Annotated in this window: 22 protein-coding genes; 10 read left to right on the top strand and 12 right to left on the bottom strand. The window is 37.3% G+C overall.

Annotation, left to right across the window (positions count from 1 at the left end):
* Positions 1–342: 342 nt before the first annotated feature.
* Positions 343–465, bottom strand: coding sequence for a hypothetical protein (locus ACFIL2_RS10215; RefSeq protein WP_375633916.1), 123 nt, complete (start codon positions 463–465; stop codon positions 343–345).
* Between the two features lie 181 nt (positions 466–646).
* Here ACFIL2_RS10215 and ACFIL2_RS10210 point away from each other — a divergent pair, with 181 nt between their 5' ends.
* Positions 647–1,123 (top strand): GNAT family N-acetyltransferase, encoded by a 477-nt coding sequence (locus tag ACFIL2_RS10210; protein WP_375633918.1) that lies wholly within the window; start codon positions 647–649, stop codon positions 1,121–1,123.
* Positions 1,124–3,021: 1,898 nt separating this feature from the next.
* On the opposite strand, the gene thiD is transcribed toward ACFIL2_RS10210, so the two are convergent.
* Positions 3,022–3,876: a bifunctional hydroxymethylpyrimidine kinase/phosphomethylpyrimidine kinase gene (thiD, locus tag ACFIL2_RS10205; protein WP_375617415.1), complete on the bottom strand. Its 855-nt coding sequence runs from the start codon at positions 3,874–3,876 to the stop codon at positions 3,022–3,024.
* A 129-nt stretch (positions 3,877–4,005) separates the two neighbouring features.
* Between thiD and ACFIL2_RS10200 the strand changes: the two genes are divergently transcribed.
* From ACFIL2_RS10200 to ACFIL2_RS10190, 3 genes are all read left to right on the top strand, one after another.
* Positions 4,006–4,812, top strand: coding sequence for a 1-acyl-sn-glycerol-3-phosphate acyltransferase (locus tag ACFIL2_RS10200; RefSeq protein ID WP_273790137.1), 807 nt, complete (start codon positions 4,006–4,008; stop codon positions 4,810–4,812).
* A gap of 692 nt (positions 4,813–5,504) precedes the next feature.
* The gene (locus tag ACFIL2_RS10195) at positions 5,505–6,602 is read left to right on the top strand and encodes a D-alanyl-D-alanine carboxypeptidase family protein (RefSeq protein WP_375642807.1); all 1,098 of its coding nucleotides are present in this window, start codon (positions 5,505–5,507) and stop codon (positions 6,600–6,602) included.
* Between the two features lie 406 nt (positions 6,603–7,008).
* Positions 7,009–8,070 carry a CobW family GTP-binding protein gene (locus ACFIL2_RS10190; RefSeq protein WP_375680104.1) on the top strand — a complete coding sequence of 354 codons (1,062 nt, stop codon included), beginning with the start codon at positions 7,009–7,011 and terminating at the stop codon, positions 8,068–8,070.
* 886 nt (positions 8,071–8,956) lie between these two features.
* Here the strand turns inward: ACFIL2_RS10190 and ACFIL2_RS10185 are convergent.
* From ACFIL2_RS10185 to ACFIL2_RS10175, 3 genes are all read right to left on the bottom strand, one after another.
* On the bottom strand, positions 8,957–9,706 hold the full coding sequence (locus ACFIL2_RS10185; RefSeq protein WP_375633615.1) for a L,D-transpeptidase family protein: 750 nt from the start codon (positions 9,704–9,706) through the stop codon (positions 8,957–8,959).
* Positions 9,707–9,746: 40 nt separating this feature from the next.
* Positions 9,747–10,703, bottom strand: a complete 957-nt coding sequence (locus ACFIL2_RS10180) for an acetyl-CoA carboxylase carboxyltransferase subunit alpha (protein ID WP_375633734.1) — start codon at positions 10,701–10,703, stop codon at positions 9,747–9,749.
* Between the two features lie 78 nt (positions 10,704–10,781).
* Entirely contained in the window at positions 10,782–11,720 is a 939-nt protein-coding gene (locus ACFIL2_RS10175) for a site-specific tyrosine recombinase XerD (protein WP_375617420.1), read from the bottom strand.
* 260 nt (positions 11,721–11,980) lie between these two features.
* Between ACFIL2_RS10175 and ACFIL2_RS10170 the strand changes: the two genes are divergently transcribed.
* The 4 genes from ACFIL2_RS10170 (at position 11,981) to ACFIL2_RS10155 (ending at position 14,943) form a co-directional block, all read left to right on the top strand.
* Positions 11,981–12,613, top strand: a complete 633-nt coding sequence (locus ACFIL2_RS10170; protein ID WP_375636458.1) for a shikimate kinase — start codon at positions 11,981–11,983, stop codon at positions 12,611–12,613.
* Positions 12,588–13,721 (top strand): 3-dehydroquinate synthase, encoded by a 1,134-nt coding sequence (aroB, locus tag ACFIL2_RS10165; protein ID WP_375617421.1) that lies wholly within the window; start codon positions 12,588–12,590, stop codon positions 13,719–13,721. The genes ACFIL2_RS10170 and aroB overlap by 26 nt, the downstream gene beginning before the upstream one ends.
* Before the next feature lie 416 nt (positions 13,722–14,137).
* Positions 14,138–14,533 carry an MliC family protein gene (locus tag ACFIL2_RS10160; RefSeq protein ID WP_375617422.1) on the top strand — a complete coding sequence of 132 codons (396 nt, stop codon included), beginning with the start codon at positions 14,138–14,140 and terminating at the stop codon, positions 14,531–14,533.
* Positions 14,534–14,550: 17 nt separating this feature from the next.
* Positions 14,551–14,943, top strand: coding sequence for an MliC family protein (locus ACFIL2_RS10155; RefSeq protein ID WP_375633618.1), 393 nt, complete (start codon positions 14,551–14,553; stop codon positions 14,941–14,943).
* Positions 14,944–14,959: 16 nt separating this feature from the next.
* On the opposite strand, the gene mnhG is transcribed toward ACFIL2_RS10155, so the two are convergent.
* From mnhG to ACFIL2_RS10120, 7 genes are all read right to left on the bottom strand, one after another.
* Positions 14,960–15,370, bottom strand: a complete 411-nt coding sequence (gene mnhG / locus ACFIL2_RS10150; protein WP_375633619.1) for a monovalent cation/H(+) antiporter subunit G — start codon at positions 15,368–15,370, stop codon at positions 14,960–14,962.
* Positions 15,367–15,648 carry a K+/H+ antiporter subunit F gene (locus tag ACFIL2_RS10145; RefSeq protein ID WP_375633620.1) on the bottom strand — a complete coding sequence of 94 codons (282 nt, stop codon included), beginning with the start codon at positions 15,646–15,648 and terminating at the stop codon, positions 15,367–15,369. The genes mnhG and ACFIL2_RS10145 overlap by 4 nt, the downstream gene beginning before the upstream one ends.
* Entirely contained in the window at positions 15,645–16,130 is a 486-nt protein-coding gene (locus ACFIL2_RS10140; protein ID WP_375617425.1) for a Na+/H+ antiporter subunit E, read from the bottom strand. The genes ACFIL2_RS10145 and ACFIL2_RS10140 overlap by 4 nt, the downstream gene beginning before the upstream one ends.
* Positions 16,127–17,749, bottom strand: coding sequence for a monovalent cation/H+ antiporter subunit D (locus ACFIL2_RS10135; RefSeq protein ID WP_375633621.1), 1,623 nt, complete (start codon positions 17,747–17,749; stop codon positions 16,127–16,129). Before ACFIL2_RS10135 ends, ACFIL2_RS10140 begins: the two co-directional genes overlap by 4 nt.
* The gene (locus ACFIL2_RS10130; RefSeq protein ID WP_375617427.1) at positions 17,749–18,090 is read right to left on the bottom strand and encodes a Na+/H+ antiporter subunit C; all 342 of its coding nucleotides are present in this window, start codon (positions 18,088–18,090) and stop codon (positions 17,749–17,751) included. Before ACFIL2_RS10130 ends, ACFIL2_RS10135 begins: the two co-directional genes overlap by 1 nt.
* On the bottom strand, positions 18,090–21,011 hold the full coding sequence (locus tag ACFIL2_RS10125) for a monovalent cation/H+ antiporter subunit A (RefSeq protein ID WP_375680105.1): 2,922 nt from the start codon (positions 21,009–21,011) through the stop codon (positions 18,090–18,092). The genes ACFIL2_RS10130 and ACFIL2_RS10125 overlap by 1 nt, the downstream gene beginning before the upstream one ends.
* 228 nt (positions 21,012–21,239) lie before the next feature.
* Positions 21,240–21,737 (bottom strand): BA14K family protein, encoded by a 498-nt coding sequence (locus ACFIL2_RS10120; RefSeq protein ID WP_375680106.1) that lies wholly within the window; start codon positions 21,735–21,737, stop codon positions 21,240–21,242.
* 167 nt (positions 21,738–21,904) lie between these two features.
* On the opposite strand from ACFIL2_RS10120, the gene ACFIL2_RS10115 reads away from it, so the two are divergent.
* Both ACFIL2_RS10115 and ACFIL2_RS10110 read left to right on the top strand, forming a co-directional pair.
* Positions 21,905–23,002: a carboxynorspermidine decarboxylase gene (locus tag ACFIL2_RS10115; protein WP_375678887.1), complete on the top strand. Its 1,098-nt coding sequence runs from the start codon at positions 21,905–21,907 to the stop codon at positions 23,000–23,002.
* Positions 23,003–23,057: 55 nt separating this feature from the next.
* On the top strand, positions 23,058–24,296 hold the full coding sequence (locus ACFIL2_RS10110; RefSeq protein WP_375680107.1) for a saccharopine dehydrogenase NADP-binding domain-containing protein: 1,239 nt from the start codon (positions 23,058–23,060) through the stop codon (positions 24,294–24,296).
* Positions 24,297–24,616 lie beyond the last annotated feature (320 nt).

The following is a 24,616-nucleotide window of genomic DNA, read 5'->3' as shown; positions in this document are numbered from 1 at the left end:
ACATAAAAACAACAAATTATCACGTATTCCTACCTAATCCCACCTTTTCCCACTTAGTACAAAACCTAGTGTCAAACTACAATCGGTTGTTGTAGCTGTATGTAGCTTGCCAGCAGGTTTTGTATATTTTTCCACTCGATCTTGTATCAATTTATTTTTTTTCAAAGTTTTTCTAAGATTCGTAATTTCTTATGAAGCATCTATTGGATTGGGGGCTTAGATTTAAGATAATAATTTTTAACTTAGACGGATTTTTTACAGCCCCCGTATAAAAGATTAATTAGAAATGATGAGCAATGACAAGAAAAACAAATGTTAAACAAATCAAAAATTGACTTATCATTAGATGAATAATTTTTGTTCAAAAGTACGTTTTTTACCAAAATTGTGCCCTAAAATGAAGGTTGTTGATTTTTCAAATGGCGTGTCTTCTATTAATTCAACATTCGCTTCAGATACATTCAATATTATCTCTTCTAAAAATTTACAAGAAACTATACCTGTAGAGCAGGCAAAATCTATAATCGCTTCCTTTAATGCGCAGAAACTACCTTTAGTTTAGTGGGTTGGACCTCATTCATCTCATTATAAAGTTGATGAAGTTCTCTTATCTATTGGCTTAGAGCATGTTGAAACAGAGGTAGGAATGGCAGCTTTAGCGCAAGATATAGACTCACATGTTACTTCTATGCCAGATAGCTTCAAAATCAAGGAAGTTGAATCACTTCAAGATTTTAGAGATTATGGAAATGTTATGGCATCAGTCTTCGAGCCTTTTAATGAAGAAGCAGTTATATTTTATGAAACAATAGGGCGTTGTTATAAAAAAGACTCTGATGTAGAGATGTTCGTTGGTTATATAAATAACAATCCTATAGCAATATGTTTTTGTATTAAAGCGGATGGGATTGGTGGATTGTATGATATTGTCACCAAGCCAGATTTTCAGAAAAAAGGTATTGGGACATTCATGACAAAAATTGCTATTGAGCATTTAAAAAGAAAGAGATATCATGTTATTGGTATGCAAGCCTCTCACGAGGGAATTAGCATTTATAAAAAATTGGGCTTTACAAACTTTGGTGAATTTAAAATTTATTCCAATAAACACATAGTGGTTTAGCTCTGAATTCTTTTTTGCTCATCAATTAAAAGAATTTATTATTTTCAGCAGAACTCAAATATGATCAAGCAATCGATATAACCAAGAAAGCTTGGCCAATCGCCTTTAATACTGATAGTGAAAAGCTAAAATCAGTTTTATAAACATAATTGTTTCAAATGGCTCACTCAAATTTTCTTATTTTTTACTTTGTCTTAAATAAAGATATCTATCACAAATCTAAGTTGAACAAATGTAATTTTTTTATATGATCGATAATCTACTGTCTGTTACTGATATTTATGAAGAGCTCGAAAGCAAACATTTAAAACGACAGTTGCATCATAATTTGTTAGATGGTTAGTCTGTTAGTTAATTAATAGAAAAAATTTTCGCTTTATAAAATAACCAAAGGAGCTTAAAAAATCTTTCAAAGATCATTTAAAGGTCCTTTATGTGTATTGTTTCTTTTTCTATGTCACAGTTGATGATGAAAAATCCCTCACGCTAATTGTAATTATTTTCAAACGAAATAAACTGTTTTCACCTATTATTTAGAGTAAATTAAGTTTTTGGGATTTCTGGCACATCATTTGATAATCCTCTTTCTTGAACAAATTCTTATCCAGAATAATCTTCAACACAAAAATAAATTAATAACTTGATTTATAAAGATAATTTATCATTATTCATATTGAGCAAGCGTCTCAAATATCATAGGATTATCTCATTTCAAATCTCTATACATTAAAATCACTCACAATCATCTACTCACGCATAACAGGAAAAATTGAGGCATCAATAAAATTCACTTGAAGAAAGGAATAAAAACTCTTCTTCTGAACGCTCTGAAATACCAAAGATTATCGCAACATTGGGAGCTAAAATAGTATAGGGAGGTACCCCTTTCACCTTGAAAACGTAAAAATGGGAAGCATAATAGCTTTATACACTTCATAAAGGCTTTAGACCATTCACGAACGTTATTATAAAATGGATGTGACACACTTTGAGAGAAATCTCTTTAAAATAGACATGTGAATTAACAATATTAAGTGCATTCTATTTTACATGAGGAACATAACTTCAAATCAAGATAAGGTAACATAAAGTATTGAAACCGTCATAGTGCACAATAAAATCAGACCATTTTAAATGTTTAATGGTAACATCAGCTAAACAACAGAATAAAAATTCAATTTTGAAAAGATTAAACCATACGCTACAGGTCTATTGAAACTCCGATTGTGCAATCGACTACCTTCTCGCTAAAACTGAATCACTATAAATATAAAAACCTTAAAATCCGCTCTAAATTCGTAAAAGTTTCTAGATCTTGCTGTATTAAATGTTGAAACTCCTCATAGCTACTCATCTGAAACGCCAATAATTCTATAAAGCAGTTCCATAAAAAAGGATAATGACGTTGTAATATCCGAAAAAAATTTACCACATCACCTGAAAGATCATTAATAATTCCATCAGGAAGTATCAATTTCTATTTAGAAAACCCTATCCATGCTGACAAAAACTATGTAAATGTTAGATATATAATAATTTTGATGACGATTTTGGCTCACCCTGTTTTGCCACCAATATAAGAAACAGCGAATATAGCAGGATCCGCCAGCTTTAATATCGCCTTGTAAAAGGTCTTTCCCTCTACTCTTTTTGCTATCAAATCCTGATTTTACAATTCCTTGCTCTCTTTTTTATACTCAAAATTGCCTCTGAAACAGGATAGATTAATCGTAAAAAATATATAAAAGAAGCAAATTATAACATTTTTTCTTATCCTTCTTAATACAAAATAACTGTTAAGCTACAATGCGCTAACACTTATCAGTCATAAGTCCAAAACATCATATAATGACGAAACAAATTCATAGAGTGAAGATTTTTCACAATCAATCGTTGTATTAATCTTTCCATAATGCATAAAAATGATGAAGCGGCCCTCGCCCTTTCCCTACTTTTAAAGCATCTGAAGCAGTTAAAGCGCCATGCAAATAATCTTTTGCTTGTTTAACAGCGCAATCCAAAGGTTGAGTAGGTAACAGAGCTGCAATGGCAGCAGAAATGGTACACCCTGTCCCATGATCATGAGTAGTTGAAAGACGAGAAGCTTCAAGTATAAAAAGGTTTTCACAATCACAATAAAGGTCTGGACTAGAACAATCGTAATTTTCTGTGCTATTTTTGGTAAGCGTATTCAAATGTCCCCCTTTTAACAAAACTGCATGACACCCTAGCGCCAAGAGTCGTGGAGCATATTGATACATAGTCTCTAAAGACCATTGCACTTCACCCCCCAATAACAGTGCAGCTTCAGGCAAATTTGGCGTGATCAAAGTTGACATCGGCACAAGAACATCACGCATAATTTCAATTGCATCAGACTTTAAAAGAACATCACCACTTTTTGCAACCATAACCGGATCAAAAACAATGAAACGCACTTTATGATAAGCAAGACGTTCTGCAATAACCTGTGCAATCTGAGCATTTGCAACCATACCAATTTTAACGGCATCAACATGGATATCCTCAAAAACAGAATCAATTTGATCTGCAACAAAAGAAGCATCTAATGCCTGAAAAGAACGCACACCCTGAGTATTTTGTGCAACAACAGCTGTAACCACACTCATACCATAAGTTTTCATAGCTGAAAAAACCTTCAAATCCGCCTGCATTCCAGCGCCACCAGAAGGATCTGTTCCCGCAATAGATAAAATCCGTGGAATAAAAAGTTTATCTTTTTGTAATTCCATTAACCTCTTTCCTTCTGTTTTTAAATATCGGAAAATGAGTTACCGAAAAAATAGATGCTTGAGAAAACATAAAGAAGATGTTTTCTCATGTGAATTATATTATATATGAAGTCTTCTTATAGATATAAAATGGAAAATGTAGTGCTTATCCTTCGTTCTATTCTTTTTACGTTCGCTTTTTATACAACAACTTTCATACAAATGATTCTTTACGCTCCCGTTTATTTTTTAATGCCCCGCAAAAAGGCATGGATTGTCCCTAAAACATGGGCACGCGTTACACTCTTTTTGCAAAAATACATCGCAGGCACAAGTTATGAGATTGAAGGTTTAGAAAATCTTCCCAAAGGCCCCTATATCATTGCTCCAAAGCATCAATCAGCTTGGGAAACTTTCAGTCTTGTTCCTTATTTTGATGATCCCACTCTCATTTTAAAACGTGAATTGATGTGGATTCCATTGTTTGGCTGGTATATGGCAAAAACGCAAATTATCCCCATTAACCGCACAACACCCATCAAAGCTTTAAAAATGATTATACAAAAAGCAAAAGAGAAAGTAAAACAAGGGCGCCAAATCTTGATTTTTCCCGAAGGAACACGCCGACAACCCGGTCAAGAACCAGATTATAAGTCAGGAATTGTCGCGCTCTATAATGAATTAGGACTTCAAGTTGTCCCTATTGCACACAATGCGGGTTTATATTGGCCACGCAATAATTTTCGCCGCTATCCCGGAACAATTCGTGTCCGTATTCTTCCCCCGATAGAAGCGGGTTTAAGCAAACGTGATTTTCTAGATCAACTTGTCCAAAAAACTGAAAAAGCGTGTGATGAACTGCTTCTCTTAGCAGCTCAAGATCCTACCCCTCCTCCTATGCCACCATACGCTGTTCAGAAACTTCAAAAACTAAATCATCATGAAACAATGCACTAATTGATAAGAATAATGCATAACTTTGTATATTGAGCGGAGTATAGGGAACAAAAATATAAGAAAGATACTTCAAACTTTCTAATTCAAAATTATAAAACACATGTACATGATAAGAAATAATCAATGTGTAATTTTTTTTGAAAAAGAATTCTTCCTCTCTTTAAAATCATTTAAATAACATACATCTCATTGACTTATAAGGATGTTTTAGCGTTATTCAACTTGAATGAGAACCCTGAATACCGTAAGATTCTCTCATTTCAAATCTATTCTAGGTTGAATCAATTAGAATCATTTTCTTACACATTACAAGCGGGGATATCTGTGTGAATAAAACGATACAAGAAAAGATTAAAATGCTTTTTACGAACCGTCTCAAGTGCCAAGGGCTATCCTAACAGGAGAGCAAGAAAAATGCATGATTATACAGATTCATTCCTTTCTGAGAAATTCAATCCCTCCAAGAACATGAAATCTTGTACAATCTTCATTATTTAAAAAGTATTTCTTGAGATACTTAAGTCATCAAACCAAATTCAAGGGGAAAATAAAAATGAGTGTTGGTTTTTATCCCACAGACACAACGGATACAGCAATTAACCATCTTTCCTCCCTATCCTAGACTTAAAAGCTTTGTGTGCTACATTAAAACAATTCTAAATAACGAATAAGAGGGAACTAGATTTAAATTAATGCAACGTCTCTTCTATAATTTATTTTTTTCTGTGATTTTGAGTTTATCCAGCGCTGTTGCTTTAGCGCAGCCTTTTATTTCTGTTGATGTTACAACGAGGCGTATCTTAAAACATAATCAAGCTTTTGAGCGTTGGTATCCTGCTTCCTTGACAAAATTAATGACCGCTTATGTTATTTTTCGTGCCATGAGCCGAGGAGAAGTTTCACCAAACAAACATATCACCATCAGCGAATACGCCGCAAAAGCTCCCTCATATCGTTCAGGCTATAAAGCTGGTTCTGTACTCACACTTGATACAGCCTTAAGTATCACCATGGTTAAATCTACCAATGATTTAGCCATTGCCATGAGTGAAGCTGTTGCGGGTTCACAGAAAGATTTTGTACATAAAATGAATAGCGAAGCTAAACGTTTAGGCATGTTTGGCACCCATTTTGCGAACGCAAGTGGTTTACCAGATCCTCAAAACTATTCCACGGCACGCGATATTGCTCTTTTAGCCGTTCAAATACGTAGAGAATTTCCACAATATGCTCATTATTTTTCTATTCCAGCCATTGATTTTGGTAATAATCGAAAAATCCAACATAACTCAAACAACCTCATTGGCCGTTTTTATGGGATAGACGGTATGAAAACAGGCTTTATTTGTGCCTCTGGTTTTAATCTTGTTGCCTCAGCCACCCGCAATAAACGTACAATTATTGCTGTCATTCTAGGTGCTAACAACATAAGTGAAAGAGAAGAAAAAGCTGCACAACTTCTTGAAATAGGATTTTTGCACCAAGGAAACCCCCAATTAACACTAGCAACATTAAAACCTTATGGGAGCAACATAACAAAAGCCAACAATATGAGACAACAAACATGCACACCTGAAGCCATAAAAATGCATGCAAAATCATATGATGATCAAGGAAATATTATTCTCACCTCACCTTTTATCACTGCTCCACCTTCTTTTTCTCATCCTTTATCAGTACACCTCATTCGTACGCCACAAACACCTAAAATGACAGTAAAACCACTAAGAAAACCCTATATTCCGTATAAAAGGCACGCAAACCATTCTATAAAAAGCCATAAATCATAATCTACAATTAATTATAATACTTTGATTTATAATGATAATTAATTATTTTGTACCTTATGTCAAAACCACAAGTATTGTAAGATTCTCTCATTTCAAATCTGTATTTGTTGAATCAATAAAACCAGTCTCTTGCGCGCCACAAGGTGGATGAACATGTAGATAAAATAATTAAAACAAGGAATAAAAATCCTTCCTATAAGTCCTTTCAAGAACCAAGAATTATCATAACATTGACGCTAAAAAGTGTATAATATACCCACGTGCACCTACCTTTATAAGCGTAAAGATAGTGGTACAATGGATCTCATGAGGGATTAACCATTACATCCCTCACGGACATCATTATAAATTGGTTAGACATACTGAGATATATTTTTTAAAAACAAAACTATGATTGATGATTAACATGAAAATAAAGCGCATCCCTCTCACGCTTATTACGGGTTTTTTAGGCTCTGGCAAAACAACTTTGCTCAACCGTATGCTACAAGACCCTCTTCTAACAGAATGTGCTGTTATCATCAATGAATTCGGCGAAATCAGTATTGACCACCTTCTGGTTGAAAAAACAACAGAAGGAATTATTGAGCTTGCCAATGGTTGCTTATGCTGCAATTTACGCAGTGATCTCATCGACACATTAATTGATTTAATAAATCGCGTTCAGACAGGACAGATCAAACAACTCCATCATATTATCATTGAAACCACAGGGATGGCTGATCCCGCCCCTATTTTACAAATACTTTTAAGCCACCCATTGTTTATTCAAACATTGTCCATAAATGCTGTTCTTGCAACATTTGATACATTAAGCCCACTTTCCATATGTGAGCGCTATCCTGAAATATATAAACAATTAATATTTGCTGATAAAATCATTCTCACCAAAACAGATCTTAGAGACCCACAAACGCTTTCAGATGCACTCCTTAGCACACTTAAAACAATGAATCCTACAGCACAAATCATTGACGCCCATTCTAAAGATTTCTGTTCAAATCTATTAATAAATAACACATTATGGGATGAAAAAGTAGAAAATACAAAACTTAAACAAAATCTTACGACTACCCCACATGATCATAGCCCCCATAAAACCATTCGTACCTTTTCACTAAACTGTGGGGGTCCTGTTGATTACGCCACAATTGAGGCTTTTTTAGATCTCCTACAAGAGCGTTATGGTACAAAATTATTACGTATTAAAGCAATTATCGCATTACGTGATGACCCTTATCGCCCACTTGTATTACATGGCGTACAAACATTTTTTCATCCTCCCATAAGATTGCCAGCATGGCCAAAAGGAATAAAACAAACACGTTTCGTCATCATTGCCGATGGTGTTGAAAAAGACGCAATACAAAAGCTCCTCAATGCTTTTTTTAATAAACCAGCAATAGATACTGCAGACAAAACAGCTCTCTTAGAAAATCCCCTGGTCATTCCAGGAATAAAATTTTAATTTTTTCTCCCCTTCAATGATATAACATTAAATTCATTAGCACCACCATCTTTATGCTTTTAAAGGAGCAAACCGGCACCATTACACACTTTGCTAATTCCCAATGTTGAAACAGCTCTTGGTACTTGAGACGGTTTGTAAAAAGCATTTTAGTCTTTCTTGCACAGTTTCACCCACGCGGCTATCCCCGCTTGTAACGTGCAAGCAAATGGTTTTAATTTATTCAACATGGAACGGCTTTGAAATGAGAGAAGCTTACGGTATTCAGGGTTCTAATTTGACTTAAAAACTAAATTATCATTATAAATCAAATTGTTATGATACAAAATTTAATACCCATCAATCTGCAAATAGATTGTTTTCTCTCTAAATGCGCTTCATCTGCAAACCATTTCATGTGATTCATTTCACAGACCGATTGGCCAAATTCTTGGTTCTAAAATATTCTGCTCAACTCTATATTTATTCAAGCTAATTGAAATCAAAATCCCTGTTAAGAAAAAAACCAAAATTAGACAGAGGCAATATCGCATTTTAAAATATGTGAATGTATCTTATATAACAGCACGACAAGACAATATTTCACAGCATAAAAGAATAAAACTCTTTGAAAGAAATAAAAAGAGAGGTACATTTTATATTAACTTACTCTTCACTAAAAACGAAGATTGATACCAGTAACGATGTGCAAACAATCCAACTTCTTTGAGAAAATTCCTCTTGGCTTCCCACTTCATATGATTTACTTACATAAAGCTCTATGAAAAAACTCTGCACTTTAAAATATTGACCACTCACTTAAACATCTTATGTGCAAAGTTTTTGCATATCCTGTATCACCATTATTAAGTGATAGTGTTTACGGTGCAGTAGGATACAATACCACTCACTGCATTAGAGAAACTGAATTTTTATCAATATCGCGATTAAAAACGTAACGTTTTCCATAAACCTCAACAGTTGGAGGTTGACGATTTTTTTCAAAAAAATCATAACCTTTCTTAAGCATAATCCAGAATTGATAATGAGGATTCTTGCTATGACGTGACATATTATCCTCGGTCATGCGGAAAGGAAAAGCCTGCAACTGAAACTCTCTTTGTCCTCCTTTAAAAGCATCCCGTGCAAACGCATAAATCTGAGCCATGTTCTTATCACTCATAGAATAACAACCTGCGGAAAAGCAAGAACCATGCACCATAAGATTGCTTCCTGTGCGACCATTTTCCTGATCATAAAGGTTAGGAAATCCTATATTAAAAGAGAGATAATATTTTGAATAAGGATTCATTTGGTTTGCGCTAATAGTATAAAAACCCTCTGGTGTTTGAAGATCCCCTTCTTTATATTTAGGTCCAAGCTTACCAGACCATTTGCAAATGCCATAGCGAGCAACCAAGATAAAAGGTCCTGAACGAGATTGCTTCCAAACTTCAGCAAGATTTTCTTCCTTAAAAAACCGCATCATAATCGGTGCATAGGGATCTATATCATACAGAACCATTCTATTTTTGATTTCTTGCGGCAACGGCTGCTCAACTTTAGCGCGAATAGAGGCTGGTAATCTTCCTTCACATGCTGTCAATAGTCCCATTACAAACAACACACACACAGCGAGGAATCTGCTAAATGTCATCGAATAAAACTCCAATCCAACACCCCTCACAAAAAATAACCTATGTTAGAGATCGACCAATTTGAAGGTATTTTTCCCTTCGCTCTTGTTTAAGCACTTGACCATCTTTTCCAGCCATAGCTTTTAAAGCCTCTGAAATAACATCACCCGTTGCATCAATGACAATCTCTTTGCCACGATGCGCTCCCCCTAAAGGTTCCGAAATAATGCCATCAATAATCTTTAAGCGATACAAATCTTGAGCGGTAATACGCATATTCATTGCAGCATCTTTTGCACGAGCTGGATCACGCCATAAGATAGAAGCTGCTCCTTCTGGTGAAATAACAGAGTAAATTGCGTGCTCCAACATATAAACTTTGTTGGCAGCCGCGATTGCTATCGCCCCTCCAGAACCGCCTTCTCCAATAACAACGGAAACTACAGGAACTTTCAAACGCAAAGTTGTAGCTGTTGATTGAGCAATTGCTTCCGCTTGCCCACGTTCTTCAGCGCTTACCCCAGGATAAGCACCTGCTGTATCAATAAAAGTGAGGAGTGGCAAACCAAAGCGGTCAGCCATTTCCATAATACGTACAGCTTTACGATAGCCTTCTGGACGTGCAGAACCAAAATTATAGCGCAAACGTGTTTCCGTATCGTGACCTTTCTCTTGACCGATATAAGCAATGGCCTCACCTTTAAAGCGTGCAAACCCCGCTTGAATAGCCTCATCTTCAGCAAACTTGCGATCTCCGGCCAAAGGCGTAACATCACTCAATAGGCGTTTAGAATAGTCCATAAAATGGGGACGATCCGGATGACGAGCGACTTGTGTTTTTTGCCACGGCGATAATTTTTTATAAATATCGCGCAACGCTGTTTGGGAACGCGTTTCAAGACGAGCAATCTCGTCACTCATATCAAGACTGCCTTTTTCCTGAGAAATTTTTTTTAATTCAAGAATTTTCCCATCAAGATCAGCAACTGGTTTTTCAAAATCAAGATAATTATACATTTGTATCAACTCATTCAGTGTCACTTATACACTTATAATTTGCTTTATAAAGTCTTTTTCAAAAACATCACCTTTTCTTTAACGAGCCTTTTGCTCATCGGCAAGTGGATGATGCTCATTGACTAAACGATAAAGTCCCTCTTCCAACACATGGGTATAAATCTGAGTGGTAGCAATATCAGAATGACCTAACAAATGTTGAACGGCACGCAAATCAGCACCATTTTGCAAAAGATGACTAGCAAAAGCATGACGCAACACATGGGGAGAAAAGCTATCACTTCCTATCCCTGCTCTTCTAGCGAGATTTTTCAACTCTCGTGCAACGACTTGACGAGCAATATATCCTGTCTCGGAATGCGCAGGAAAAAGATAAGAACTCGTAGCATCCTTTCCCTGATCACGCAAGTTTAACCACTGTGAAAGAACTTGACATGCTTTTTTTGATAACAGCACCATTCGTTCTTTTTTGCCTTTACCACGAACCAAAACGCTGTATTCCTTCCTTCGAACAGACTGAACCGGCAGACTCACCAACTCACTAATACGTAACCCTGTTGCATAAAGCATTTCAATCAATAGCTGAAGACGCAGTGCACGGAAATAACCTTTGGACCCATAGTCTGCTTGATTGACTTCTAACTCCGCAAAATCAAGCAATTTTATCACTGCATCTTCACTCATGATTCTGGGCAAAGGACGCCTCTGACGAGGTGCATCAATATCATGAGAGGGATCATCTGCTCTCAACCCTTCAGCATAAAGGAATTGATAAAACTGACGCAAAGTTGATAAACGGCGCGCTTGCGACGATGCCGCAAAACCAAAAGTATGCATAAGCGACAAAAGGGTAATTAAATCTTCTTTTTGTGCTGAAAAAAGCGAAACAGAGTGTGAAGACAATTCGTCTTGTGCCCACTGCAAATCATGCTGATAAGCCGCAAGCGTATGAGACGAAGCCCCTCTCTCCGCACTCATCATCTCAAGAAAATGATCTATCACAGCACCACTTTTCATTTCATTGATTCGCTTCCGTAGAAAGATTCCATGAATCCAAGGGAACATCAATGTACATATCCACAGTTACTGGTTCAACCCAAACCACAAGAGCACCCATTATAATGAAAAGAACAGAAAGCAAAATGAAAAGAATCATCAAAAATCTAGTCAATGTTGGCATAAGACAATAACCTACCCAAAAATATTCTATCTCGTATTATGCCTCACAAAGATTAACAGGAATTGACTTTAAGATGGATAAATGCCGAAATAAAGTTATGAAAAGCAATCGACCAAAACGCGTCCCCATAACACAAATAAAGAATCAGCTCTTATCGTCCCTTGATGAAAGAGCACTTGTCCTTGTTGGTCTTATGGGGGCAGGCAAATCAGTGATCGGAAAACGCGTCGCCACCATGCTCCGTTTACCTTTTTATGATTCTGACCAAGAAATTGAAAAAGCTGCACAAATGACAATTACGGAAATCTTTGAAATTTATGGTGAATCCGAATTTCGTGCTCTTGAACAGCGTGTTATTCTAAACCTCATGAAAAAAAATCCCCTTGTTTTAGCAACAGGTGGTGGTGCCTATATAAATGAAAATATCCGAAAAGCCATTCACAAAAATGGTATATCCATATGGCTAAAAGTCGATCTTGATATCCTCATGCAACGTGTCTCAAAGCACCCGACACGTCCCTTGCTTCAAACAGCCAATCCTAAAGAAACCATGCAAAAACTCATGGAACAGCGTTATCCTATCTATGCAAAGGCAAACTTAACAATTAACAGTCATAAAGAAAGCCGTCATACCGTAGCACAAAATGTTATACGATCCGTACAGCACTACCTATACACAGAAATTAACAATAGGGATAACCAGCATGCAAACCAAAACCGTTACTGTTAAACTGGACAAACACTGTTACGATATCATCATTGGTCCGGGTCTGATTACACAAGCTGCTTCACAAATTAAACATGCTCTTAATAAAAAAGATCCTCATCAAACGCGCTTGGCGCTTGTTACAGATACAAATGTTGCTTCCCTTCATTTGGAGATATTGCAAGCAGAATTAACAAAAAATAAAATTCATACTGTCCCTATTATTGTAGAAGCGGGAGAACAATCAAAATCATTTTCAACCCTGCAAGTTGTCATCGATCAAATTCTTGCTGCGCGTTTAGAAAGAGGCGACTGTGTTATTGCTTTTGGCGGTGGTGTCATTGGCGATCTAGCAGGATTTGCGGCAAGTATAATCCGCCGTGGTATGAACTTCATTCAAATGCCCACAACGCTTCTTGCACAAATTGATTCCTCTGTTGGTGGAAAAACTGGAATCAATAGCCAATATGGCAAAAATCTTATCGGTGCTTTTTATCAACCACAATGCGTTATTGCTGATACGTGTCTTCTTGATACCCTGCCGCCGCGCGAATTTCGCGCTGGCTACGCAGAAATAGTAAAATACGGTCTCATTAACCAACCTGACTTTTTTGAGTGGCTTGAAAAAAATGGGCAGAAAATTTTCTCTAATGGCCCTATGCGAACAGAGGCCATTGTTCGCTCATGCCAATTTAAAGCTGACATTGTAGCACGCGATGAGTACGAAACGGGAGAGCGTGCACTCTTAAATCTTGGCCATACATTTGGACACATGCTTGAAACAGCAACCGCTTATGACTCCAACCGTTTAATCCATGGCGAAAGCGTAGCAATTGGGATGATTCTAGCTCATCAATTCTCTGCTCAATTAAATTTAATAAGCCCCACGCTTACACAACGCATTGAAGCGCACTTCAAATTTATAGGATTGCCTACACAATTAAAGGATATCCCAGGGGGTCTACCAGATGCTGAAACTTTAATGACTCTCATTGCCCAAGATAAAAAAGTTTCGCAAAACAATTTGACTTTCATCTTAACACGCGGACTTGGCCAATCATTTATTGCAAAAAATGTTTCACCAGATGCAGTTTTATCCTTTTTGGAACAAAAATTAACAGAAATTCGTTAATTCATATTGAATATAATTGATTCGTTTTTATACTTCTATTAAAGATTAAATATGATGATGTCTGCGTAGCTCAGTAGGATAGAGCACAGGATTCCTAAAGAAATTGGGCACTTTGAGGAGAAATCCTCAAAGTGAATCTGCTCAAATTCGGGGAAAGCTTCATGGGCGACTATATGCCAATCCCGAGCCAAGTCTCTTTTCAAATGAGAGAAAGGTGTAGAGACTGAACGGGCAGCACCTAAAGAGCAAAAGCTTTAAGGTGAAGAGACAGTCCAGACCACAAACAGCCGATAAGGCTGGCGGTGAAAATCGAAGTGGTATGAATCCTGGGGTCGCAGGTTCGAATCCTGCCGTAGACACCATCGTATCAGTCAAATTATTCTTTGTGCACAATATTAGGAATATAGGGAAGCATCATGAAAAAAACTTTGCACATTTTAGGATTTTTCACCGCTTTAAGTTTATCACTCTTCAGCTCAAACAATAGCTTAGCTGGTTCTTTAATCATTGAAGTACCAGACAATCCAGAGCCCAAAACAGAGACCATTACCTATCAGTGTGATACTGAAACAGGTAAAGAGCGCGTAGAGGCAGTTTATCTTAATGCTGACAATATTTCGTTGGTTGATTTCAAATGGAACGGTGATCGTGTCATTGCTGCTAATGTCATCGCGGCAACAGGAGCAAAATTTGCAGGAGCTCAGTACATCTGGTGGGAGAAGAACAAAGAAGTCACGCTTTATGACCTTGCTCAGGATCCAGAAGAAAAAAAACCTATCCTATGTAAAGATGAGTCAACATTATTATTTTAAATAACACGGGAAATATTATGAAAAAAATTTCTTTTACTAAACAATTTTTCATTACGTTAAGTGTGTTCCTCCTCGGTTCAATTAATGCATTAGCAAGTTCTTTAGTCATTGAAGTACCAAATGATCCAGAACCAACAACAGAGACCGTCTCCTATCAATGCGACATGGGAACAAGCAAAGAGCATGTTGAGGCAACTTATCATAATGCTGGCAATATTGCGCTTGTTGATTTAAAATGGAACGGTAAGCGCATCGTTGGTTCTAATGTAATTGCCGCTTCTGGAGGAAAATATGTGGGTGGTCAATACATTTGGTGGGTAACTAAAAATGAAGCCATATTTTACGATCTTATTAATGATCCAAAAGAAGAAAAGCCCATCCACTGTGTAGAAGAAAAAAGCACAGAATAAAGAAGGTTCTTACATTTCAAGAACCGCGCTGGCTCTCATCTCTTGATGTTCCTTCTGACGTGGATGACTTTTCCTCCGTCTGGTGTAATAAAAGAGCCAGCGGTTTTTCTGACTGTTCTTCTGAATGATGTCGATAAGCTGCTGTATGTGAGAGCAACATAGAAGCTACCGGTGCTGTTAAAAATAAAAAAAACATTAGCAACACTTCATGAAAAACAAAATAATGGTCCACAAATATTGAATAAAGAAATGAAGAAATAAGAATACTACCAACGCCCCAACTCGTACATACTGAAAGCATATGCAAACGCTTATAAAAATTGGAAAAACGCACCAAACCTATCGTTGCGATCAATGTCAATCCAGACCCTAATATTAAGAAAACTGTGATAGCAATAGCAACCACAAGCGATATATCATCTTTCATTCAATAATCTCCCCCCGCATAAGAAATTTCGCCAAAGCGATGCTTGAGACAGATCCCAACAATCCAATAATGAGAGCTGCGACAAAATAAGCGGTTGTTCCTGAACGAATATCGAATGTAAGAAACAAAAGAATAGTGCTTATATAAAGGGCATCCAAACCAACAATTCTATCCTGCGCCCGTGGACCACGAATCAACCGAAACAGCGCGAAAATCACCGCTAAACTTAAAAAAAACTGTGAAAAGAAAAGCCCCCAATAAAGAATCACCATACTCATAAAAAAATCTCCAAAAGCAATTGCTCATACCGTTGTTTGATCAACTGTTTGTAATCATATCCATTTTTAAAATTTAAGACATGAAGCAAAAGTTCACCCTTTTTACTATTATAGGCAACCCAAGCAGTTCCAGGGGTTGCCGAAAGGATGCATGCTAAAATAGCCAAAGCAGTGCGATTATGAAGCAGAAGAGGTACTACAATAAAACCAGATTTCTGCTCTCGAGACCTTTTTGTTAAAACAAACCAAGTCACCGAAACATTTGAGAATATAGAATCTATAAATACTCGAAAAACGAGACGAAAAACCGCACTCCAGCTTTTAATAACAGCCTTCTCCGGCTCCAGAAGCCGTATCATCCAACCACAAAACAAAGCGGTTAAAATCCCTAAAAGAAATTGCCCTAAACTAAAACCATTTAAAATAAGCCACATAAGGACAATGACACCACTGAAAAAAGGGGAAGGACAAAAACGATTCATTTACTCACCTCCCTATTTTCGAGAGAAAAATCCGTTAAAACGCTCCCAATATAGTTTTGAGGTTCATACAAAGTCTTAGCAGTTTCAGACATATAATGACTAACAGGACTGGCTACAATTGTTATAAGAAAACACAAAGCAAGGAGAACGGCAATAGGCGCAAATTCTATCACTTGCACACGGGGAATACGCCCTTCAAGAGAAACCCAAAAAGTTCGGATACCCGTTCGTGTCAATGCAATCAAAGCCGCAAAACCAGAGAGAGTGACAAAAACTACAAAAAGCCAATCTTGGTAAACCGGTAGAGAGACAGAAAAATCCTCTCTACTGTGATTTAAAATTGCCATGAACATCATAAATTTAGCAACAAAACCAGAAAAAGGCGGCAATCCAATAATCAAAATGGCACAAATACCAAAACAAGCTCCAAGAATTGCCAAGGTTACCGGAAAATAGATGCCAACTTCATCTTCTTCCTCCTCTTCATCGTCACCATACACCTCCATTGTGACAGCAAGAACATTTGCAGCCACATCTTGACAGCGTTCAACCAACTCTACCAAAAGAAAAAAAGCTCCCAGTGCTAAAGTTGAAGAAACAATATAAAAAAGTGCACCTGCTGTCAGTGCTGCATTGCCGATCCCGATCGCGGCCAACAATGTACCAGAAGAGACAAGGACACTATAAGCTGCCAAACGCACCAAAACTTGGCTTGCCAATACCCCAATAAAACCAACAATCATAGTGGCAAGCCCACCATAAAACAAAACCGTATGACCAAAATGGTTAAAATATTCACTTTCAGAACCAAACCATAGCAACGTTAAACGTAAAATAATATAAATACCCACCTTGCTCAAAAGTGCAAAAGAAGCTCCAACTGGTGCTACTGCTGCACTGTAAGTTGGCACCAACCAAAAATTAAGCGGCCACATACCCGCTTTAAGCAAAAAAGCAATACCTAAAAGTGCAACACCTATTTCGAACAAAACAATATCTGTAGAAGATATATATTTTATTTTAACAGCCAAATCGGCCATATTAAGAGTACCAACGACTCCATAAATGAGCGCTATACCAACTAAAAAAAATAATGAAGCAACAAGATTAACCACGACATAATGCAACCCTGCGCGCACGCGTGTCTGACCAGAACCATGCAAAGCAAGCCCATAGGAAGCTGTTAACATAACTTCAAAAAACACAAATAAATTAAATAAATCACCAGTCAAAAAAGCACCATTTATCCCCACCATAAAAAATTGCATTAGTGACTGAAAATGAGAACCAGCTTTGTACCAATGAGCCCGCGCAAAAACCAACACGCTAGTCATCAACAAGCTGGAAAGTAAAAGCATCATAGCGCTTAAGCGATCAAGGACTAAAACAATTCCAAAAGAAGACGGCCAATTACCAAGTCGATAAACATCGCAAGCCGGTGCTATTTCAAGAGTACGTATAATCAATAAAATAGCAGTAACGACCAACAGTCCCGCAGAAGAAAGACTGATGAATGATTTAAGTCTTGCACGACGTTCATCATAAAAAAGAAGAAGTGCTCCAGTGATTAACGGCAAAAGAATAGGCAAAATAAGGAGATGATGCACTCCTATTTCCATTATTGCACCTCACGTCCATCAACGTGATCAGAACCCGTTAAACCACGTGAAACCAACAAGATAACTAAAAATAAAGCTGTTGTTGCAAAACCAATCACAATTGCAGTTAAAACCAAGGCTTGTGGGAGAGGATCGACATAATTAGCTGGATTAATAACAGGGGTAGGATCAACAATTGGAGCAGCATTACTACGCGGTCTACTCATTGAAAATATAAAAAGATTAACACCATAGGAGATCAAGGACAAACCAAGAATGACTTGAAAAGTACGTGGACGCAAAACAAGCCAAATACCTGATCCGACAAAAACACCGATACCCAAAGAAAGAACAATTTCCATTAATTTTCCTTCTCTTTTAAAATAGGTTTCTTACCGATTCGGTAACTCCGAATTGACTGGTGTGCAAGTGCAATTAAAATGAGAACAGTTGCTCCTAACACAAGAGAAAGCACACCAAAATCAAACAAAAAAGCGGATGCCATGGAAACTTTCCCAATTAACGGAAGATGAATATATCGAAAAAAGGATGTTAAAAAAGGATATCCAAAAAACCAAGAGCCCATCCCCGTTACGACTGACAACAATAAGCCAAAGCCTATCCAACGCAAAGGTAAAACTCTCAAATGCGTTTCCACCCACCGAATATCGCGTGCAAGATATTGTAAAATAAATCCTATTGCCAAAGTAATACCACCGACAAATCCACCTCCTGGCAGATCATGCCCTCGCATGAATAAATAAATAGCAAAAGCGATAATAATCGGAAAGAGCCAACCCATAATAACAGCAGGAACAGCTAAATAATTCAATACTGTATCTCCCACATTTCGATTAGGCTGTGCTATATCAAAGGCTTTCTGGATACGTTGTTGAAAAGGCGCATCAATACTCTCAGGCGCAGGACGAAAACGTCGTAATAGGGCAAAAACAGTAAGGGAAACAACACCCAAAACCACAATTTCTCCCATGGTATCAAAACCACGGAAATCAACCAATAACACATTCACAACATTGCGACCACCAGCATCTGAGTAAGCATGCGTTAGAAAAAAATCAGAAATCGTTGTACCTTGGGGACGTGTCATCACTGCAAAAGAAAGCCATGCTACACCAGCACCTCCTACAAGGGATATGATGAAATCACGGAAACGACGCAAGCGAACCCAAAAACGAACAGCAGCTGGCCCAGGGTCATGCAAACGTTTAGGCAACCACCGTAAACCAAGCAATAATAAAACGACTGTAACAACCTCAACAACCAATTGTGTTATTGCTAAATCAGGAGCAGAAAGCCATAAAAAGGTTGCACAAGTCATCAAACCAGCTCCCCCTAAAAGCATAAGTGAAGCAAGACGATGAAACTTTGCTCGCCAAGCAACTAAAAGCGCACATAATCCGCCAACCAGCCAAAGAGCGAGAAAAGGAATATCAAGTGGAAAAAGCGGTAATGTCCCCACTGGAATGAAACCATCGCACCAAAGTAAAAGACCAACAAAGGCAAAACAGACCCAAAAAATCCAATGCAATTGGATCTGCAAACGGCGTGTTGACAAAGCAGATTCCACCGCACGGGCCCATTTCCAAGAAATAATTACGAGAATGCGTTCAAAAATACGCGGTCCTTTTAAGTGACGGAAAAAAGGAGCCCCATCATCACAGGATAAAAAATAACGATGCCCGACAGCATAGAGCAATCCGCCCCCTAATAATGCAACAAAACTCATCACTAATGGAGTGTTAAACCCATGCCAAACAGCCAAACTATAAGGAATTGTCATTGTTCCTAAAACAGACACGACCGCATTATCTAAAATAGGTCCTATTGTTAAATTAGGAAAAATACCAACCGCTAAACAAATAAACACCAAAAGCTCCATTGGTAAACGCATGAAATGCGGTGGTTCATGGGGAGTCTTGGGTAAATTGTCAGGCTTTTGTCCTAAAAAAACGCCATGAATAAAGCGTATAGAATAGGTCACACTAAACAGACTAGCTAGCGTTGCCACATAAGGCGCAATCCAATCGAGCCATGATTCCATATGCGTTTCAACAGCTTCAGCAAAAAACATCTCTTTCGATAAAAAACCATTCAACAAAGGAACCCCAGCCATCGCTGCACTCGCAACTAAAGCAAGAGTTGCTGTGATAGGCATAGAACGATAAAGCCCTGACAGTTTACGCATATCACGTGTTCCCGTCTCGTGATCAATAATGCCAGCAGCCATAAATAAAGAAGCTTTAAAAGTAGCATGATTGGCCATATGAAAGATTGCCGCAACACATGCAAGTGGACTACCAAGACTTAAAAGTGTTGTAATTAATCCAAGATGACTAATAGTCGAGTAAGCAAGCAGTCCTTTCAAGTCTTGCTGAAACATGGAAAAATAGGCACCTAGAAGAAGAGTTGAGAGTCCTGAAAAGCCAACCAGCCAAAACCAAGATTCTGTTCCAGAGAGCACAGGCCATAAACGAACAAGCAAAAACAATCCCGCTTTTACCATTGTTGCCGAATGCAAATAAGCCGATACGGGAGTTGGAGCAGCCATCGCGTTAGGTAGCCAAAAATGAAAGGGAAATTGCGCGCTTTTTGTTAACCCTCCCAATAAAATACAAATAAGGATAGGACTATAAAGAGAACTTGACCGGATCATATCTCCAGACTGTAGCACCTTATCCAAATCAAAACTGCCAACAGTATACCCAATCAATAAAACTCCAATAAAAAGAGCAAAGCCGCCAAAACCTGTGATCGTTAGAGCCATACGCGCACCCTCACGCGCACTTGCATTATGGTACCAATAGCCGATCAACAAAAAAGAAAAAATACTGGTAAGTTCCCAGAAAACAACCAAAAAGACGAGATTACCTGATAAAACTATTCCTATCATTGATCCCATAAAGGCCAAAAAAAAGAAAAAAAAACGCGGTACAGAATCCGCTGAATCTATGTAATAACGTGAATAAATGACAACAAGCAGCCCAATCCCTGTAATAAGCAAGCAAAAAAGCCACGACAAACCATCTATGCGGAGAATCAAATCGCTTCCCCATTCTGGAAGCCAAGAAATATCTAAACGCACTATGTGGTTTCCGCGAACTTCCGGATAAAGCATTATTGTAAAAATAAGACAGAAAAGTGCGACGACCCCAGCAAACCACGCTTCATTATTTTTTGCTGTCGAACGAAAAAAGCCAATGACAGCACTTCCACCAAAGGGAAGCAAAACGAGCAATACCAACATTGCTTCCCGTGTTGTCATTCTTTAAACTCCATTTTACCTTAATATTTTGTCATCGACAAAACAAAAACTTATATTCTCACCCCCCATTCCACACTTAATGATAATAAGATTTAATAAAACTTAAAAGCATTTAAATTTAAAAAAAAACAATGCTTGCATGAAAATACTGCGCACCACACAAGTCTTCTCTTTATTGTAAGAACAATAACGCCCACGACAAGAAGCAATTAAAATTTTATTTAATTTCTATCCTTTAAAAAAGCGTGATAAACACTGCCTACGCCCCCCATGAAAAGGCTGAAAACTATTATCATTTTTATTATAAGAGCGATAACGCGCACGGCAAGATTCAATATGTTGTTTAAGCATCCATGACTCTTTTTTTTCTAATTTTTCCGAAGAAGACGTTAAAAACACTTTTTTAGCATCTGGTACAACTTTTAATGATGCGCCTTTTGTGCTTAAGTGCGGTGATGTAACAAATGCCACTTCAGGATACCACCAATTATCACTGTATTTACGATAACCACGCCGATAATGACGATAACCTTTGAAACCATTAAGTTCTCTACGCCCCGTAAAAATCAGAGGCACCGAACTATCTTGGACAGAAGTATGAGTAACCAGTTTGGCTTTAGCGTCACTTCTATTTTGCTCCCAATTAACAAGAGTGGTTATTATAATGAAAAAAATGCTAACAAATACAAAAGCTAAAGCATAATATAATTTTTTTTTCATACTCATAACAAAAAACTCAACATAATAAACAACAGTAATTACAGAAAGCCTTTCTCTTGCTAGACAGAAACAGATTCTTTTCTTAAGATTCTTTTTTCTTGAGACATTCTGTTACTCTTTGTACTAAACGTTGATCTTGGCAATAAGATCCTTCAAAAAAGAATGAATAAATGATGATAAAAACCCCCTATTATCTTATAGACAAATCGAAACTCATCAAAAACATGCAAACAATTTCTCTTTTACGGGAAATGTCCGGAGCTAAAATTTTACTTGCTTTAAAATGTTTTGCCACATGGAGTGTTTTTGATTTAATGTCTGAGTTCATGGATGGAACCACATCATCATCCCTTTATGAACTACGTTTAGGAAGAGAAAAATTTGGCAAAGAAACCCATGCTTATTCAGTGGCTTGGGCAGATGATGAAATTGATGAAGCCTGTGGTTATGCAGATAAAATCATCTTTAATTCCATCCAACAGCTTCAACGCTTTTCTGATGCAACAAAAACCATTCAAAGAGGTTTAAGGTTAAACCCAGGAATGAGCGCATCAAATTTTGATCTTGCCAACCCCTCACGCCCTTTTAGCCGCTTAGGAGAAACAAACCAAAGCGCTATCAAAGAAGTTCTGCCTCTTATCAACGGATTGATGATCCATAACAATTGTGAAAATGCTGACTTTAATCTTTTTAACCAAATGCTTGGGTATATGGAAGAAAAATTTGCAGAACTTTTTTCTGCTGTTGACTGGATAAGCCTTGGCGGCGGAATCCATTTTACGGCTGAAAATTATCCTCTAGAAGCTTTCGCAAAACGCTTAAAACAATTTTCTAAAACTCATGGTGTCACTCTTTTTCTAGAACCAGGAGAAGCTGCTATTACCAAAAGCACCACATTAGAAGTCAGTGTTCTTGACACATTGTATAATGAAAAGAATCTAGCCATCGTTGATAGCTCAATTGAAGCACATATGCTCGATCTTCTCATTTATCGTGAAAATGCTAAATTAGAACCTAATCAAGGACCACACGAAATTATGATTTGTGGAAAATCTTGTCTTGCCGGCGATATTTTTGGAACATTTCAATTTCAAAAACCTCTTAAAATAGGCGATAGACTGTCTTTTCAGGATGCAGCAGGTTATACAATGGTCAAGAAAAACTGGTTTAATGGCGTTACAATGCCTGCTATTGTTCTCAAAGAGTGCGATGGTACATTAACACTTCAACGCCAATTCAGCTATAACGACTATCAGGAAAGCCTTTCATAAAGATAAACCATAAAAAACGTCATACAACAGTATTAAAAAGGGAGATGGACCTACAATGAAAAAAAATGTTCTCATTATTGGTGCTGGAGGTGTTGCACAAGTTGTTGCACACAAATGTGCTCAAAACAACGATATTCTTGGTGAAATTCATATTGCTTCACGAACACTCAAAAAATGTGAAACCATCATTGCTTCTATTAAAGAAAAAAACACAATGAAAGAGCAAGGTGTTCTCAAAAGCCATTCGCTCAATGCCATGAATGTAGAAGAAACTATAAAGCTCATCCAAAAGACCAAATGTGAAATTGTCATTAATGTTGGTTCTGCCTTTCTTAATATGTCTGTTCTTTCAGCTTGTATTGAAACAAAATGCGCTTATATCGATACAGCGATTCATGAAGACCCATTGAAAATTTGTGAAACACCTCCTTGGTATGGCAATTATGAATGGCCTCGGCGTCCAGAATGTGAAAAAGCTGGTATAACCGCTATTTTAGGAGCAGGTTTTGACCCAGGTGTAGTGAATGCTTATGCAGCATTAGCGCGCGATGATTATTTTGATAAAATCACAGATATTGATATTATTGATATTAATGCCGGAAATCATGGACGTTGGTTTGCTACAAATTTTGATCCAGAAATTAACTTCCGTGAATTTACAGGACAAGTATGGTCATGGCAAAATAAAAAATGGACTTCCAATAAAATGTTTGAAGTCAGCCATGAATGGGATCTTCCCGTTGTGGGAAAACAAAAAGCCTATATGACAGGACATGATGAAATTCATTCACTTTCCAAAAATCTTGATGTAGAGAATGTCCGTTTCTGGATGGGATTTGGTGATCGTTATATCACTGTTTTTACGGTTCTGAAAAACCTCGGACTCTTATCCGAACAACCGATTAAAACAGCAGAAGGTCAAGAAGTCGTGCCCTTGAAAGTCGTGAAAGCCGTCTTACCCGACCCTTCCTCTCTCGCCCCAGACTACACAGGAAAAACCTGTATTGGAGATCTTATTAAAGGCGAAAAAGATGGACACCTGCGAGAAATTTTTATCTATAATATAGCCGATCACAAACAAGCTTTTCATGAAACTGGGGCACAAGGTATTTCCTATACGGCTGGCGTACCAGCAGCCGCAACAGCTCTTCTTATTGCCACAGGTGAATGGGATGTTAAAACTATGGTCAATGTGGAAGAATTACCACCCCACCCTTTCCTTAAATATCTTGATCATATGGGGCTTCCCACTTTTATAAGAGAACAACAAGAGGATAAAAAATTACAATTTTAGTACCTATAGAAAGCATATGCTTGATTTTTTAAGTTATCACAAAACTGCCCAATGAAAACAAATTTAATATTCTCGTGTAATTATGGTTTTCAAAAAAATTTTAGCTATTCGTTATATTTTGGCAACATTGCGATTTCTTAACAACCCTAAAGAAGAGACATAGCATCTTTTTAAGACATAGCGAGCAATGATCAAGAAAAACAGAGAAGAAAAAACTAATTTAATCACACTGTATAACTTGTCATTATCATCAAAAGATAGTGTCATAAACAAAAGATAGTGTCATAAACAAAAGATAGTGTCATAAACAAAAGATATAA

Source organism: Bartonella sp. AP30XZML, assembly GCF_042195945.1.
Taxonomy (GTDB): Bacteria; Pseudomonadota; Alphaproteobacteria; order Rhizobiales; family Rhizobiaceae; genus Bartonella.
The sequence above is the reverse complement of the archived record's forward strand: the minus strand, read 5'-3'. Positions and strand labels throughout refer to the sequence as shown.